The sequence below is a fragment of the Streptomyces tamarix genome, assembly GCF_032423885.1.
Classification (GTDB): Bacteria; Actinomycetota; Actinomycetes; order Streptomycetales; family Streptomycetaceae; genus Streptomyces; species Streptomyces tamarix.
Genome location: NZ_JAWCTQ010000007.1, coordinates 140,452 through 155,856 on the forward strand (window position 1 = coordinate 140,452; position 15,405 = coordinate 155,856).

Annotated in this window: 13 protein-coding genes and 1 pseudogene; 4 read left to right on the plus strand and 10 right to left on the minus strand. The window is 75.0% G+C overall.

Annotated features, from left to right (window positions below):
• Positions 1-40: 40 nt before the first annotated feature.
• Complete coding sequence (locus RND61_RS08505) at positions 41-1,210, minus strand: hypothetical protein (RefSeq protein ID WP_315877196.1); 1,170 nt, start codon at positions 1,208-1,210, stop codon at positions 41-43.
• A 197-nt stretch (positions 1,211-1,407) separates the two neighbouring features.
• On the opposite strand from RND61_RS08505, the gene RND61_RS08510 reads away from it, so the two are divergent.
• Positions 1,408-1,668, plus strand: a complete 261-nt coding sequence (locus tag RND61_RS08510) for a hypothetical protein (RefSeq protein ID WP_315877197.1) — start codon at positions 1,408-1,410, stop codon at positions 1,666-1,668.
• Between the two features lie 67 nt (positions 1,669-1,735).
• On the plus strand, positions 1,736-2,236 hold the full coding sequence (locus RND61_RS08515) for a GNAT family N-acetyltransferase (RefSeq protein ID WP_315877198.1): 501 nt from the start codon (positions 1,736-1,738) through the stop codon (positions 2,234-2,236).
• A gap of 345 nt (positions 2,237-2,581) precedes the next feature.
• Here the strand turns inward: RND61_RS08515 and RND61_RS32650 are convergent.
• From RND61_RS32650 to RND61_RS08560, 9 genes and pseudogenes are all read right to left on the minus strand, one after another.
• Positions 2,582-2,755 (minus strand): annotated as a pseudogene (locus RND61_RS32650) (transposase); the annotation flags it as partial.
• A gap of 182 nt (positions 2,756-2,937) precedes the next feature.
• Complete coding sequence (locus RND61_RS08525) at positions 2,938-3,513, minus strand: TetR/AcrR family transcriptional regulator (RefSeq protein ID WP_315877199.1); 576 nt, start codon at positions 3,511-3,513, stop codon at positions 2,938-2,940.
• On the minus strand, positions 3,501-4,235 hold the full coding sequence (locus RND61_RS08530; RefSeq protein WP_315877200.1) for an enoyl-CoA hydratase family protein: 735 nt from the start codon (positions 4,233-4,235) through the stop codon (positions 3,501-3,503). The genes RND61_RS08525 and RND61_RS08530 overlap by 13 nt, the downstream gene beginning before the upstream one ends.
• 24 nt (positions 4,236-4,259) lie before the next feature.
• On the minus strand, positions 4,260-5,411 hold the full coding sequence (locus RND61_RS08535; RefSeq protein WP_315877201.1) for an acyl-CoA dehydrogenase family protein: 1,152 nt from the start codon (positions 5,409-5,411) through the stop codon (positions 4,260-4,262).
• A complete protein-coding gene (locus RND61_RS08540; protein ID WP_315877202.1) occupies positions 5,408-7,375 on the minus strand; it encodes an acetyl/propionyl/methylcrotonyl-CoA carboxylase subunit alpha in 1,968 nt (655 codons plus the stop codon). The genes RND61_RS08535 and RND61_RS08540 overlap by 4 nt, the downstream gene beginning before the upstream one ends.
• Before the next feature lie 6 nt (positions 7,376-7,381).
• Complete coding sequence (locus tag RND61_RS08545) at positions 7,382-8,980, minus strand: acyl-CoA carboxylase subunit beta (RefSeq protein ID WP_315877203.1); 1,599 nt, start codon at positions 8,978-8,980, stop codon at positions 7,382-7,384.
• Positions 8,977-10,662: an acyclic terpene utilization AtuA family protein gene (locus RND61_RS08550; protein ID WP_315877204.1), complete on the minus strand. Its 1,686-nt coding sequence runs from the start codon at positions 10,660-10,662 to the stop codon at positions 8,977-8,979. The genes RND61_RS08545 and RND61_RS08550 overlap by 4 nt, the downstream gene beginning before the upstream one ends.
• The gene (locus tag RND61_RS08555; protein ID WP_315877205.1) at positions 10,659-11,447 is read right to left on the minus strand and encodes a TIGR03084 family metal-binding protein; all 789 of its coding nucleotides are present in this window, start codon (positions 11,445-11,447) and stop codon (positions 10,659-10,661) included. Before RND61_RS08555 ends, RND61_RS08550 begins: the two co-directional genes overlap by 4 nt.
• Positions 11,448-11,598: 151 nt before the next feature.
• On the minus strand, positions 11,599-12,699 hold the full coding sequence (locus tag RND61_RS08560) for a citrate synthase 2 (RefSeq protein WP_315877206.1): 1,101 nt from the start codon (positions 12,697-12,699) through the stop codon (positions 11,599-11,601).
• A gap of 242 nt (positions 12,700-12,941) precedes the next feature.
• Between RND61_RS08560 and pdxH the strand changes: the two genes are divergently transcribed.
• On the plus strand, positions 12,942-13,631 hold the full coding sequence (pdxH, locus tag RND61_RS08565; RefSeq protein WP_315877258.1) for a pyridoxamine 5'-phosphate oxidase: 690 nt from the start codon (positions 12,942-12,944) through the stop codon (positions 13,629-13,631).
• 378 nt (positions 13,632-14,009) lie between these two features.
• Positions 14,010-15,329 carry a PAS domain-containing protein gene (locus RND61_RS08570; RefSeq protein ID WP_315877207.1) on the plus strand — a complete coding sequence of 440 codons (1,320 nt, stop codon included), beginning with the start codon at positions 14,010-14,012 and terminating at the stop codon, positions 15,327-15,329.
• Positions 15,330-15,405: the final 76 nt, after the last annotated feature.

The following is a 15,405-nucleotide window of genomic DNA, read 5'->3' on the forward strand; positions in this document are numbered from 1 at the left end:
CGCGGCAGGCCCCGTTCATCCGTGCCGTGTCACCGGAGGATCAGAACTTCCCCCGGTAGCCGGTCAGGTCGGCCTCCTGGCAGGCGATCGAACCGATGAGGCATGCCACGTTGGCGTACTTGCGCGTGTAGACGTTCGTGACCTTCCCCCCGTTGTAGATGTAGATGTGATGGTTGGGCATCAGGCGGTGCTTGCCGGAGCGGATGGTCCAGTTCCCGCTCTGGGTCAACTGGATGGTGATGGCGCCGTTGATGGCGCCCTTGACTCCCCCGAGCCCCTTGCAGAACGGGTTGGTGGCGTGCGTGACCATCCGCAGGTCCACGTAGTTGCTGCCCGAACCCAGCTTCTTCGCCACCATGTCCTTGTTGCTGGCGGTCTTGGTCGCGACGAGCTTGCCGGTGCTCTTCTTGTACGCCTTGGTGGCCCCGATGGACGAGTGGCCCGCGACCTTCTTGGTGCTCCAGGTGATGTTCGCGTGCAGGGCGGTGCGGTACCTGCTCGACTTCCAGTCGAACGCCGTGCGGTTGTCACCGCCGAACTGGTAGCCGCTGCCGTAGTCGCAGCCCGTCTTGGGGGCGTCGATCTTCGCCTGGGGGATGAAGGTGATCCAGGACAGCGTGGTCGTCTTGGCCGCCGCCGCGGCGGTCGCCTGCGCCACGGCCTCCCGGCGCATGTCCGTCAGCGAGTCTGAGGTCGGAAGGGAGACCTTCATCCCCCACGCGCGCGCGTCCGGCTCGCCCTTCTCCGGCAGGACCGGCAGCACCCGGTAGTCGTGGTCGGTGCCCGGCTCCACCTGCGTGTCGCGGAACGAGGTGACCCCCGCCTCCAGGTCGGCCACCCGCACGCCGTCCCGGACGACCGCGTAGCGGGCCTGCGGCGCGTACGCCTCCCACGACAGGTCCACGAACGAGGAGCCGTAGGCCGCGGTGATCCCCTGGTGCGCCATGGAGCGGTCGACGACCGCCGACGCGCCCGAAGCGGACCGCACCACGCCGAGGCCCTGCGCCGCCATGGCCCTGCCCGCGGCGCTCCGCGCGCTCACCCCGGACACGTCCTCCGTGCCGTCGCCGGCCAGCGCGGATATGGAGAACTCCGGAGCGTCCGGGCGGGGGTCGGCGGCGGGGGCCGCGGTCGACGGCAGTCCGGTCGCCAGCACCGTCAGCGGAACGACCGCCAGCGAAGCCGCCCTCACAACAGAGCGACGATTCATGTTTCCTCCCGTTTTTTGGTTGTGCGCTCCCTCGGGAGCACCCCGCGCGTGGCATGGCTATGCCAATTGCCTGTACGGGGTGGTCAGTCCCGGGAACACGCGAAGTGCCATCATTGGGCATGCGGGGAGCCACTCCCGCACCGGGGGTGCCCTTCGCGCGCCCGACGACGCCGACGTCCAACAGCTAGGGATCCGCCATGACCACCCGGACCACGGACAGCCCCGCTTCCCTCTACGGCGTCGTCTCCCTCGCCCTCGGCGTGATCGGCCTGGTCGGCGCCGTGCTCGTCAGCTACGTGGGGATCGCCGTCCCGGCGCTGTGCGGCGCCCTCGCCGTCACCTTCGCGGCCCTCGGCCTGGCGAAGCGGATCCACCGCGTCCAGTGCGCCGTCGGCCTGGTCACCGGCGGCCTGGCCCTGCTCTACCCGGTCTTCCTCCTGGCCACCTTCGGCGGCTAGGGCGGGTACCGAAAGCGGATCAAGATGTTCGTTCCGGCCCTCGCGTGTGTCATGTGATGCTCACGTCATGACTGATCAACGCGAGGTTGCCATCGTCCGCTGGCCGGGTCAGGCCCCTTCCGTCCGGGATGGGCTGGCAGAGCTGCTGGCGGCCTACCATCTGCAGACGCAGGCCGAGAAGGGTGAGGCTGTCGCCGGTGTGGATGGGTTGCCGGACCGATACCGGGTGGAAATCGCGGATCCACAGGCCGTGTTCGTCGACGATGTCGTACTGCTGGCGCTGAGCGGGGGCACCGCGGTGGGCTGCCTGGTGGTGACCGCCGCTGTCGACGGACGGTCCGAGGTCAAGAGGCTCTGGACGGACCCGGCGTTCCGGGGACGGGGCATCGCGTCCAGCCTGGTCAGCGCCGCGCTTGTGCATGCTGCGGAAAGCGGCGTCAGCGCGGTGCGGCTGTCGGTGTGGAAGTGGCGGGCAGGCGCGATCGCCCTGTACGAGCGGCTCGGATTCACCGTCACCGAGTCGTGGGACGAGCGGGACCAGCTGGTCTGCATGGAACGAGCCGTGTGAGTGGTCACAGCCATTCATCGACGGCCGCGACGAGGACGGTCGCCTCGTAGCGGACCGCGAGCTCGTCACAGCGCGTAGCCACGGCACGGTGTCTTTTGAGGCGGTTGATGCCGCGCTCCACCGCATGACGCGCCTCGTAGCCCGCCGGGTCGAACTTCGGTGGCCGTCCGCCGCGGGAGCCGCGTCTCCTGCGGCATGCCGGTGGGCGCGCACAACGGTGGAATCGACGTTGATGACCCAGGTGATCAGGTCCTTCGCGTCAGCCCGGGCCTGCAGTTGGGTGAGGACCCGCTGCCAGGCGCCGTTTCGCTGCCAGCGGCGGAACAGGTCGTACACCCGGCTCCACGGCCCGTACTCCTCGGGGATGTCCCGCCGGGGGACGCCCGCGCGGACCCGGAACCGTATGCCGTCGATCAGCCTGCGCCGGATCCGTATCGGCGGCCGGCCGGGCTTCTTGCCCCTGGGCAGCAGCGGTTCCAGCGCTGTCCACCGTGCGACGGCCAGATCTCCACGCGCCACGAGCCACGTTCATCCCATGCTCATGATCCACTTTCGGTACACGCCCCGGGGAGCACCGCCCCCGCGACCCCTGCGCCCCCGCGACCCCTGCGCCCCCGCGACCCCTGCGGCCCCGCGGCCCCGCGGCGCCCGTCCCCCACGCGGCGCCCGTCCCGCACGAGGCGCCCGTCCCGCGCGGAGGCTCAGCCCAGGGCCCCGTCCAGCAGGCGGGACCACTGGGCGACCACCCGTTCGCGGCGGGCCCCGTCGTCCGTCAGGAGCGTCGCCAGCCCCAGCCCCCGCGCCATGTCCAGCAGCCCCTGCACCGTCTCCCGCACCCCCGGCACCGACTCGTCCGCGCCCAGCAGCTCCACCGCCATCCGGTGCGCCTCCCGGCCGACGCGGGCCTCCAGCTCCGTGACGCGCGGGCGCAACTGGTCCTCGTCGGACGCGGCCACCCACAGGTGCAGGGCCGCCCGGAACAGCGGCCCCGTGTACAGGGCGACCAGCGCCTCGACGACCTCCGCGCGGCCCTTGCCGTCCAGCGCGCGCAGCGCCTGCGACCGCTCCTCGGCGACGTACTCGACCGCCGCCAGGAACAGGTCCTCCCGCGTCGGGAAGTGGTGCTGCGCCGCCCCGCGCGACACGCCCGCCCGCTCGGCGACGACGGTCACCGTGGAGCCCGCCCAGCCGCGTTCGGCCAGGCAGGCCACGGCGGCTTCGAGCAGCCGCTGCCGGGTGGCGCGGCTGCGGTCCTGCTTGGGGGTCACATCGCCCATGCGGGGTCCCGTCGTTCCAGGAAGGCCGTCATTCCCTCGCGCGCCTCCGCCGAGGCGAAGAGCGTCGCCGAGCGCTGGACGAGGTCTTCCGCGTCCCGCTCGAAGGTCTCCAGCACCCTAGCCGTCACCAGCCGCTTCGACGCGGCCAGCCCCTGCGGCGACCCCTTCCGCAGGGCGTCGAGCAGCGGCGCGAGCACCCCGTCGACCTCCGGCGCGGCGACCGTCACCAGGCCGATCCGCGCCGCCTCCGCCGCGCCGAAGGACTCGCCGGTCAGGTAGTAGCGGGACGCCGCCCGCTCGTCGAGGCGCGGCAGCAGCGTCAGCGAGACCAGCGCGGGCGCCACCCCGATCCGCACCTCCGTCAGCGCGAAGTCCGACGCCTCCGACGCCACGACCAGGTCGCAGGCCGACACGAGCCCCACGCCGCCCGCCCGCACCCGCCCCGCGACCCGCGCCACGACCGGTTTGGGCAGCTCCACGATCCGCCGCAGCAGCGCCACGAACGCGTACGGGCTCGGCGGGGCCTTCAGGTCGGCGCCCGAGCTGAACGTGGAGCCGGTGTGGGTGAGGACCACCGCCCGTACCTCCGGGTCCTTCGCGCACTCCTCCAGCGCGTCCGCCAACTCCGCTACCAGGCGGGCGGAGAGGGCGTTGCGGGTGTCCGGGGCGTCCAGGGTGAGCGTGGTGACGGCGCGGTCGTGGGCGGTGGTGACCAGGGGCATGGCTCTCGCCTCCGATGGAGTGGGTCAGTACGACTTGGGAAGTCCCAGGGACTGGTGCGAGACGTAGTTCAGGATCATTTCCCGGCTCACCGGCGCTATGCGGGCCACCCGCGACGCGGTGACGAGCCTGCCGAGCCCGTACTCGCGCGTGAGGCCGTTGCCGCCGAGGGTGTGCACGGCGTGGTCGACGGCGCGCACGCACGCCTCGGCCGCCGCGTACTTCGCCATGTTGGCGGCCTCACCGGCGCCGACGTCGTCGCCCGCGTCGCACAGGAGGGCCGCCTTGCGGGTCATGAGCCCGGCCAGCTCCAGTTCGATGTGGGACTGGGCCAGCGGGTGCGCGATGGCCTGGTGGGCGCCGATCGGCTCCTTCCACACCCGGCGCTCCTTCGCGTACGCCACCGCCTTCGCGAGCGCGTACCGGCCCATGCCCAGCGCGAACGCCGCCGTCATCACCCGCTCCGGGTTCAGCCCCGCGAACAACTGGAGCAGCCCCGCGTCCTCGTCGCCGACCAGCGCGTCGGCGGGCAGCCGCACCTCGTCCAGCACCAGCTCGAACTGCTTTTCGCGGGCGCGCAGTTCCATGTCGATGGCGGTCCGGTGGAAGCCCGGCGCGTCCCTCGGGACGACGAACAGGCACGGCTTCAGCGCGCCCGTGCGCGTGTCCTCCCTCCGGCCGACGATCATCGTGTCCTCGGCCAGGTCGACGCCGGACACGAACACCTTGCGGCCCGACAGGACCCAGCCGTCCGGGGTGCGGCGGGCGGTGGTGGTGATGCGGTGCGCGTTGGAGCCCGCGTCCGGCTCCGTGATCCCGAACGCCATGATGCGGCTGCCGTCCGCGAGCCCCGGCAGCCAGCGCCGCTTCTGCTCCTCGGTGCCGAACCGGGCGATGACCGTGCCACAGATCGCGGGGGAGACGATCAGCAGCAGCAGCGGGCAGCCCTGGGCGCCCAGCTCCTCCAGGACGGTGGCGAGTTCGGCGATGCCGCCGCCCCCGCCGCCGTACTCCTCGGGCAGGCTCACGCCGAGGTAGCCGAGCTTGCCCGCCTCCCGCCACAGCACGCCGGGGTCGTCGTCGTGGGCGTCGGCGTGGCGCCGGCCGAGGGCGGCGACGGCGGTGCGCAGGGCCCGCTGCCCGTCGGTCTCGAAGGGGGTGCCGGTGGCTGCGGTCATGCCTGTTCCTCCTGTGCGGACTGGACGGGCGGCCCCTCGGGGGGCTCCGGCTGTGCGGACGGCCCCTCGGGGGGCTCCGGTTCGACGACGGCGAGGAGCGCGCCGACCTGGACCTGGCGGCCCGGCTCGGCGTGGAGCGCGGTGAGGACGCCGGAGGCGGGCGCGGTGACCTGGTGCTCCATCTTCATGGCCTCCAGCCACAGCAGCGGGCGCCCCGCCTCGACGCGGGCGCCCACCGCGAGGCCCTCCGCGACCCGGACGACGGTGCCCGGCATGGGCGCGAGGAGCGAGCCGGGCGCGGTGTGCCCGGCCGGGTCGGTGAAGCGGGGGCGGCGCGTGAGCCGGTACGCGCCCGCCGGCGCGTCGACGTGGACGGTGTCCGTGCCGGGGCGGACGGTGACGCGGTACGGGCGGACGACGCCGCCCACGTCGAGGCGCACCTCGTGCGCGCCGGCCGACACGACCCGCACGTCCGGGTCGTCCGGCAGGGCGTGGCCGTCGCGGGTGCGGACGTAGCGGACCTCGTGGTCGACGCGGGTCCCGCCGTGCTCCTCGACGTACGTCCTGCTCCGCGGCTGCGACGGGACGTTCCGCCACGCGCCGGGCCCCGGGCGGGCGGCGGCCTCGGCCAGGGCGGCGGCGACGGCCGCGTGCCGGCCGCCGGGCCGCGGGGCGGTCAGGGCGGGCAGGTGCCGGTCGTAGAACCCGGTGTCGGCGCGGCCCGGCTCGGTGAACTCCGGGTGGCGCAGGGAGCGGACGAGGAGGTCGCGGTTGGTGACCGGGCCGTGCACGCGGGCCCGTTCCAGGGCGCGGGCGAGGACGCGCAGGGCCTCGGCGCGGGTGGGGGCGTGGGCGACGGCCTTGGCGAGCAGGGCGTCGTAGTGGACGCCGACCTCGTCCTCGGCGGCGTACCCGGTGTCCAGGCGCACCCCCGGCACCTCCAGGGCGTGGAGCGTGCCGGTCTGCGGGGCGAAGCCGCGCGCCGGGTCCTCCGCGTACAGGCGGGCCTCGACGGCGTGGCCGCGCGGGGCGGGCGGCCCGGGCGGCAGGGCGGCGCCCTCCGCGACGCGCAGTTGGAGGGCGACTAGGTCGACGCCGTACACGGCCTCCGTGACGGGGTGCTCGACCTGGAGGCGGGTGTTCATCTCCAGGAAGTGCGCGGTGCCGTCCGGGCCGACGAGGAACTCGACGGTGCCCGCGCCCCGGTAGCCGATCGCGCGGGCGGCGCGCACGGCCGTGCCGTACAGCTCGTCGACGAGCGCGGGCGGCAGGCCCGGCGCGGGGGCCTCCTCGACGACCTTCTGGTGGCGGCGTTGCAGGGAGCAGTCGCGGGTGCCGAGCGGCCACACCGTGCCGTGGCCGTCGGCGAGGACCTGCACCTCGACGTGGCGTCCGCGCGGGAGGTACGGCTCCGCGAACACCTCGTCGTCCCCGAACGCCGACAGGGCCTCGGCGCGGGCGGCGGCCAGTTCCCCCGCCAGCGCCCCCAGGTCCCGCACGACGCGCATGCCCCGGCCGCCGCCGCCCGCCGCCGCCTTGATCAGGACGGGCAGGTCGGCGTCGGTGAGCGCGCCCGGGTCGAGGGGTTCGGCGCCCATCAGCCGCTTCGCGCGCGTCTTGGACGCCATCGCCTCGATGGCGTCGGGCGGCGGCCCCACCCAGGTCAGCCCCGCCTCCTCGACGCGGCGCGCGAAGGCGGCGCTCTCGGAGAGGAACCCGTAGCCGGGGTGCACGGCGTCCGCGCCCGCCGCGAGGGCCGCCGCCACGAGCAGGTCGCCGCGCAGGTACGTGTCGGCGGGCGCCGCGCCCGGCAGCCGCACCGCGGCGTCGGCCTCCCGCACGTGCAGGGCGCCCGCGTCCGGGTCGGAGTGGACGGCGACGGTGGCGACGCCCAGGTCGCGGCAGGTGCGGAAGACGCGGCAGGCGATCTCGCCGCGGTTGGCGACGAGCAGGGTCTCGATCACGGGGCCTCACATCCTGAAGACGCCGAAGCCGCCGCGCGCGCCCTCGACCGGTGCGGTGTGGATCGCCGACAGGCACAGCCCGAGGACGGTACGCGTGTCGCGCGGGTCGATGACCCCGTCGTCGTACAGCCGCCCGGACAGGAACACCGGCAGGGACTCGGCTTCGATCTGCTGCTCCACCGCGGCGCGCAGCGCGGCGTCACCGTCCTCGTCGTAGGGCCGCCCCTTGGCCCGCGCGGCGGCGCGGGCGACGATCGACAGGACGCCGGCGAGCTGCTGCGGGCCCATCACGGCGGACTTGGCGCTGGGCCAGGCGAAGAGGAAGCGCGGGTCGTACGCCCGGCCGCACATGCCGTAGTGCCCGGCGCCGTACGAGGCGCCGACGAGGACCGACAGGTGCGGGACGCGGCTGTTCGACACCGCGTTGATCATCATGGCGCCGTGCTTGATGATGCCGCCCTGCTCGTACTGGCTGCCGACCATGTAGCCGGTCGTGTTGTGGAGGAACAGCAGGGGGACGTCGCGCTGGTTGGCGAGTTGGATGAACTGGGCGGCCTTCTGCGCCTCGGCGCTGAACAGCACGCCCCGCGCGTTGGCGAGGACGCCGAGCGGGTAACCGTGCAGCCGCGCCCAGCCGGTGACCAGGCTCGTCCCGTACAGCGGCTTGAACTCGTCGAAGTCGGAGCCGTCGACGATCCGGGCGATCACCTCGCGCGGGTCGAAGGGGGTGCGCAGGTCGCCGGGGACGATGCCCAGCAGCTCCTCCGGGTCGTACCGCGGCGGTTCGGCCGGGCCGGGGTCGGGGTGTGCCTTGCGGTGGTGGAGGCGGGCGACGATCCGGCGGGCCTGGCGGATCGCGTCGGGTTCGTCGAGGGCGTAGTGGTCGGCGAGGCCGGAGGTGCGGGCGTGCATCTCGGCGCCGCCCAGCGACTCGTCGTCGCTCTCCTCGCCGGTGGCCATCCGCACCAGCGGCGGACCGCCGAGGAACACCTTCGACCGCTCCTTGATCATCACGGTGTGGTCGGACAGGCCGGGGACGTACGCGCCGCCCGCGGTGGAGTTGCCGAACACGACGGCGACCGTGGGGATCCCGGCGGCGGAGAGGCGGGTGAGGTCCCGGAAGAGGGCGCCGCCGGGGATGAAGACCTCCTTCTGGGAGGACAGGTCGGCGCCGCCCGACTCGACGAGGGAGACGACGGGGAGCCGGTTGGCGAACGCGATCTCGTTGGCGCGCAGCGCCTTCCGCAGCGTCCACGGGTTGGAGGCGCCGCCGCGCACGGTCGGGTCGTTGGCGGTGATCAGGCACTCGACGCCCTCGACGGTGCCGATGCCGGTGACGAGGGACGCGCCGACCGGGTGTTCGGAGCCCCAGGCGGCGAGCGGCGACAGCTCCAGGAACGGCGCGTCCTCGTCGAGGAGCAGTTCGACGCGCTCCCGGGCGAGGAGCTTGCCGCGCGCCCGGTGCCGGGCGGCGTACGCCTCGCCGCCGCCCGCGAGGGCCTCGGCGTGGTGCGCGTCGAGTTCGGCCAGCTTGGCGAGCATGGCGCGGCGGTGGGCCCCGTACGCGGGGGACGCCGGGTCGAGGGCGGAGGCGAGGACGGTCACAGCAGGACCTCCGGGACGTCGAGGTGGCGGGAGCGCAGCCATTCGCCGAGCGCCTTGGCCTGCGGGTCGAACCGGGCCCGCGCGGCGGCGCCCTCGCCGAGGAGGCCGGTCACGGTGAAGTTCAGGGCCCGCAGGCGGGGCAGGACGTGGCGGGCGACGGGCAGGTCGCGGGCCTCCGGCAGCAGGTCGCGCAGGCGGTCGGCGGTCAGCGCGTGGGCGAGCCACCGCCACGCCGCGTCCGACTCGGCCCACACGCCGACGTTGGCGTCGCCGCCCTTGTCGCCGCTGCGGGCTCCGGCGACCAGCCCGAGCGGCGCCCGCCGGACCGGCCCGGGCGGCAGGGGCGGCGGGAGCGGCGGCTCCGGTACGGGGGCGAGGGGGCGGGTGGCGGCGGGGTGCGGGACGGGGACGCGCCGCCCGTCGGGCAGCACCGCCGTGTGGGTGACGGCGCCCGGCTCGACGTACACGGCCTCGAACACGCCGTACGGGGCGGCCCGGCCGGGCGGCGCGGTGACGTGGAAGCCGGGGTAGCTGCCGAGGGCCAGCTCGACGGCGGCGCCCGTCACGGCGCGGCCCACCGCCTCCGGGTCGGGGTCGCGCACGACGAGCCGCAGCAGGGCGCTGGCGGTCTCCTCCGTGGCGGCGTCGGCCCGGTCGGTGCGGGCCAGCTCCCACCGCACGTCCGCCGGGCGGGCCCCGGAGCGCGCGAACGCGTCCTCGACCTGCTCCCGCACCAGCCGCGCCTTGGCGTCGACGTCGAGGCCGGTGAGGACGAACACGACCTCGTTGCGCCAGCCGCCGAGCCGGGTGACCCCCGCCTTGAGCAGGGGCGGCGGGGCCTCGCCGCGCACGCCGTCGATCCGCACCCGGTCGGGGCCGTCCTGGGCGAGCCGTACGGTGTCGAGGCGGGCGGTGGCGTCGGGCCCGGCGTAGCGGGCGCCGGACGTCTCGTACAGCAGTTGGGCGGTGACGGTCGCGACGTCGACGGCGCCGCCGGTGCCGGGGTGCTTGGTGATGACGGCGGACCCGTCGGCGTGGAGCTCGGCGAGCGGGAAGCCGGGGCGCCGCACGTCGTACCGGCGGAAGAACGGGTGGTTGCCCCCGGTCGCCTGGGTGCCGCACTCCAGGACGTGCCCGGCGACGACGGCCCCGGCGAGCGGGTCGTGGGCGTCGGGCGCCCAGCCGAAGTGGGCGGCGGCGGGGCCGGTGACGAGGGCGGCGTCGGTGACCCGCCCGGTGACGACGACGTCGGCGCCCGCGCTCAGGCAGGCGGCGATCCCGGCGCCGCCCAGGTACGCGTTGGCGGTGAGCGCCCCGGCGGGCAGGGGCAGCCCGTCGCCCTCGACGTGGGCGACGCGCACGGGCACGCCCAACCGGGCGGCGAGGGCGCGCAGGGCGTCGGCGAGCCCGGCGGGGTTGAGGCCCCCGGCGTTGGCGACGACCTTGACGCCGCGCGCGTGGGCGAGCCCGAGCGTCTCCTCCATCTGCCGCAGGAAGGTCCTGGCGTACCCGAGGGAGGGGTCCTTGAGGCGGTCCCGGCCGAGGACGAGCATGGTCAGCTCGGCGAGGTAGTCCCCGGTGAGGACGTCGAGCGGTCCGCCGGTGAGCATCTCGCGGACGGCGGAGAAGCGGTCGCCGTAGAAGCCGGAGCAGTTGCCGATCCGCAGCACGGGCGCCGTCACGCGTCCCCCCTCCGGGGCGGCCGGCCCGCTCCGGGCGGCCCGGCGAACGCCTGGGCGACGTCGAGCCAGCGGTCGGCGTCCGGTCCGTGGGCCCGCAGGGCGAGGTCGGCGCGGTGGGCGCGTTGGGTGACCAGGAGGCAGAAGTCGAGCGCGGGCCCGGTGACGGTCTGGGCGGCGTCCTGCGGCCCGTACGCCCAGACCGTCCCGTCCGGGGCGTCGAGCACCACGCGGAACTCCGCGTCCGGCGGGGTGAGCCCCCGGACGGCGTACGCGTGGTCGCGGGCGCGCACGCCGATGTGGGCGACGTGCCGGAGCCGGGCGGTGGGCGCCCGTACGACGCCGAGGGCGTCCGCCACGTCCTGGCCGTGCGCCCAGGTCTCCATGAGCCGGGCGGTCGCCAGGGACGTCCCGCTCATGGGCGGCCCGTACCAGGGGACGCGGGTGCCGTCGGGCAGGGCCCGCAGCACCTCCTCCAGCTTCCGCCGGGCCGCCCGCCACCGGGCGAGCAGCGCCTCCGGTGCGGCTCGCGCCCCCTCCTCGGCGGCCCGGTCGACGAATCCGTACGGCGCGGCGGCGGCCCCGGCCGCGTGCGCGGCGAACTCCTCCGGCGCGGTGGCGGCGAGCACGGCCACCTCGTCGGTCCAGGCCAGGTGGGCGATCTGGTGGGCGACGCTCCACCCGGCGGCCGGCGTGGCGAGCCCCCACCCGCCGGCCCCGAGCCCGGCGACGACCCGGTCCAACTCGTCACTCTCGTCACGCAGATCATCGAGAACGGGGTGGTACACGACGCGCTCCCTCGGCTCGGGCCCCAGGCGGTGTGCCCGGCGAGCATGCCAGCACCCCCTGAAACAAGCAAGCGTGCTTGCTTGTTTCGGGACGAAAAAAGGGCCCCGCCGCGCGCGGGGGCGGGGCGGGGCCCGGGGTGGGGCGGGGGCGTCAGGAGGCGATGTCCTCGTAACCGGCGATCTCGCGGGGGTCGCGGGGGCCCGGACCGACGTAGCGGGCCGACGGGCGGACCAGGCGGCCCGTGCGCTTCTGCTCCAGGATGTGGGCCGACCAGCCGGCCGTGCGGGCGCAGGTGAACATGGACGTGAACATGTGCGCCGGGACCTCCGCGAAGTCCAGGACGATCGCCGCCCAGAACTCCACGTTCGTCGCCAGCACCCGGTCCGGGCGGCGGTTGTGCAGCTCCTCCAGGGCGGCCTTCTCCAGGGCCTCCGCCACCTCGAAGCGCGGCGCGGCCAGGTCGCGGGCCGTGCGGCGCAGCACCCGGGCGCGCGGGTCCTCGGCGCGGTACACGCGGTGGCCGAAGCCCATGAGCCGCTCGCCCTTGTCCAGGGCGCGCTTCACGTACGCGACGGCGTCACCGGTCCGCTCGATCTCCTCGATCATGCCGAGCACCCGCGAGGGCGCGCCGCCGTGCAGCGGCCCCGACATGGCGCCGACCGCACCGGACAGCGCCGCCGCCACGTCCGCGCCGGTCGACGCGATGACGCGCGCGGTGAACGTCGACGCGTTCATGCCGTGCTCGGCGGCCGACGTCCAGTACGCGTCGACGGCCTTCACGTGCTTCGGGTCCGGCTCGCCGCGCCAGCGGATCATGAACCGCTCCACCACCGACCGCGCCTTGTCGATCTCGCTCTGCGGCACCATCGGCAGCCCCTGCCCGCGCGCGCTCTGCGCCACGTACGACAGCGCCATGACCGCCGCCCGCGCCAGGTCGTCACGGGCCTGCTCCTCGTCGATGTCGAGCAGCGGCCTCAGCCCCCACACGGGCGCGAGCATCGCCAGCGCGGACTGCACGTCCACGCGGATGTCACCGGAGTGGACCGGGATGGGGAAGGGCTCGGCCGGGGGCAGGCCGGGGTTGAACGCGCCGTCGACGAGCAGGCCCCACACGTTCCCGAAGGACACGTGCCCCACCAGGTCCTCGATGTCGACGCCCCGGTACCGGAGGGCACCGCCCTCCTTGTCCGGTTCGGCGATCTCCGTCTCGAACGCGACGACTCCTTCGAGCCCGGGTACGAAGTCGGACATCTGGCGGCTCCTCGTGGTGACGTGTGGGTGGAGGGAACGAACAGTGACCCAGCCCATGAGTCTGTCGGGTTCCGCCGATGCGGGGAAGCGTGACATCAGGCACACTCCGCCGTTCCGGGAGGGCGGGGTTGGCCCGGCGGGGCGCCGGGCAGACTGAAGCGGTCGCGGCGCCCTGAGGCAGGATGGACGCCGTGACCGACGCCCTCGATCCAGCCGTGGACCCCGTCCTCGACCCGGCACCCATGCGCGAGCAGTACCACACCTCCGAGCTGACGGAGCGCGACCTGGCCGCGCACCCCATGGAGCAGTTCGCGCGCTGGTTCAAGGAGGCGGCGTGCCGCGGCGGCATCCACGAGCCGAACGCCATGGTCGTCGCGACGGCGACCCCCGACGGCCGCCCCTCGGCCCGTACGGTGCTGCTGAAGCAGTACGACGCGCGCGGCTTCGTCTTCTTCACCAACTACGACTCCCGCAAGGGCGGCGAGCTGGCCGCCAACCCGCACGTCTCGCTCCTCTTCCCCTGGCACCCGATCGCCCGCCAGGTCATCGTCACCGGCCGGGCCGCCCGGATCGGCCGCGACGAGACGGCCGCGTACTTCCGCACCCGCCCGCACGGCTCGCAACTGGGCGCCTGGGCCAGCGCGCAGTCGTCCGTCCTCGGCTCCCGCGCCGAACTGCTCGCCCGGTACGAGGAGCTGGCCGCCCGCTACCCGGAGGGCGAGCAGGTGCCCGTACCGCCGCACTGGGGCGGGTTCCTGGTCGTGCCCGACACCGTCGAGTTCTGGCAGGGGCACGAGAACCGGCTCCACGACCGGCTCCGGTACGTACGGCAGGCGGACGGCGAGAACGGCGAGGGCGGCGGCGCCGGCGAGGGCGGCACGGGCGACGGCGGCACCGGCGGGGGCTGGCGGGTGGAGCGGCTCGCCCCGTAGCGCACCGGGTACGCGGAGGCCCGCCGGGCACGCCGGAGCCCGCGCCGGACATGCAGAAGCCCGCGGACTCTGCTCTCTCCTGCTAGCAAGGAGAGGTCGGCCGGATGTGCCGACGAGCCCGCGGGCCGGTGACTGCTTGGTGTACGGCAGGAGGCCTGCCGTCATGTGACGACAGGCCTCAGCCCGCAGTCACCTCACGCATCCGAAAAGAAACCACTTCCGGATCACCTCCTTTCTCGTGTGCTCCACACCCTAGGAACCCGACCCGCCCCGCTCAACCGAATTTACGGAACCACGTGTGTCCTGGGTCACGTTCCAGTTGAATGGCCGGGCGCGATGCGGGTGCACGCGCGTACACGTCTCGCAGGGGGTGCCGGGATGAGTGCGTCCAGGAGCGGAACGGCCCGGACGGACGGGGACCTGCTCAGCGCGCTGCTGGACGGGATGGACGCCGCGCTGTGCGCGTTCGACGCGGACGGCGCGGTCACCCACTGGAACCGCGAGGCCGAGCGGATCCTCGGCTGGCCCGCCGCCGAGGCCATCGGCCGCCGCGGCCTCGCCGGATGGGCGGCGCGGCCCGCCGACGCCGCCGCGATCGAGGCCCGGCTGACGGCCGCCGCGGACGGGCCCGGCCGCGGCCTCCACGAGTTCGCGCTGCTCCACAAGGACGGCGGCCGGGTCCTCGTCCGCGTCCAGGCGTCCGGGGTGCGGGGCTCGGACGGGAGCCCGGCCGGGGTGTACTGCGCCTTCGGCGAGGTCCACGCGCAGCTCGACTTCGAGCGGTCGGTCGCGCTCAGCGAGGCCCTGTTCGGAGAGGCGCCGTACGGGCTCGTTGTCGTGGACGCCGACCTGCGCCCCGCCGTCGTGAACGCGCGGGCCGCCCGGGCCCTCGGCGCCCCCCGCACCGCCCTGCTCGGCCGGCCCCTCGGCGACCTCCTGGCCCAGGGCGCCGACCGGCTGGAGGCGGCCCTGGAACACGTACTGGCGGAGGGCGACCCCCGCTCGCCGGTCGAGCTGTGGACGACGGTCCGCACCCCGGACGGGGAGCGGCGGCGCTGCTGGCGCTGCGGCTTCCTGCGGCTCGCGTCGCCGCTGTCGCGGCAGCCCGTGCCGCTCGGCGTGGCGTGGCTGTTCGAGGACGTCACGGAGGCGCGCCTCGCCGAGCAGGAGGCGGACCGACTGCGGTTCCGGGCCGGCCAGTTGCACCGGGCGGGTGCCGCCGCCGCGGAGTGCGAGGACCCGATGGAGGCGGCGACCGTGTACCTGGACTTCGCGCTCACCGGGTTCGCGGACGACGCCCTGCTGGACCTGGCCCGCGACGACGGCACGCGGCTGGTGCGGGTCGCGACCACGCCGGCCCGGGCGCCCGGCCCGGTGGCGCTCGTCGCGGGCGCGGAGCTGCCGGTGCCGTACGGGCCGGACCACCCGGCCCTGCGCGCGCTGGACCGGGCGGGCGCGGTGCGGGCCAGCGGCTGGTCGTCGGGGGCCGCGCGCGGGTGGGCGGCGGAGCGGCAGTGGCCGGACGGCACGGCGCACGCGCTGTGCGCGGTGCTGCGCAGCCGGGGCCGGTCGCTGGGCGTGGTGACGTTCCTCCGCTCGTCGAACCGCCCGCCCTTCGAACGCCCGGACGTCGCGTACGCGGAGAGCGTCGCCGTACGGATCGCCGCGTCCCTGGACCTGGTGGCCCCGCCGGGGTGAGGGGCCCGGCCACCCGTATGTGCGAATGGTGACGAATCCGTCACGTGCGGTGCCGGGCGTGCGTAGCGTCTGACGG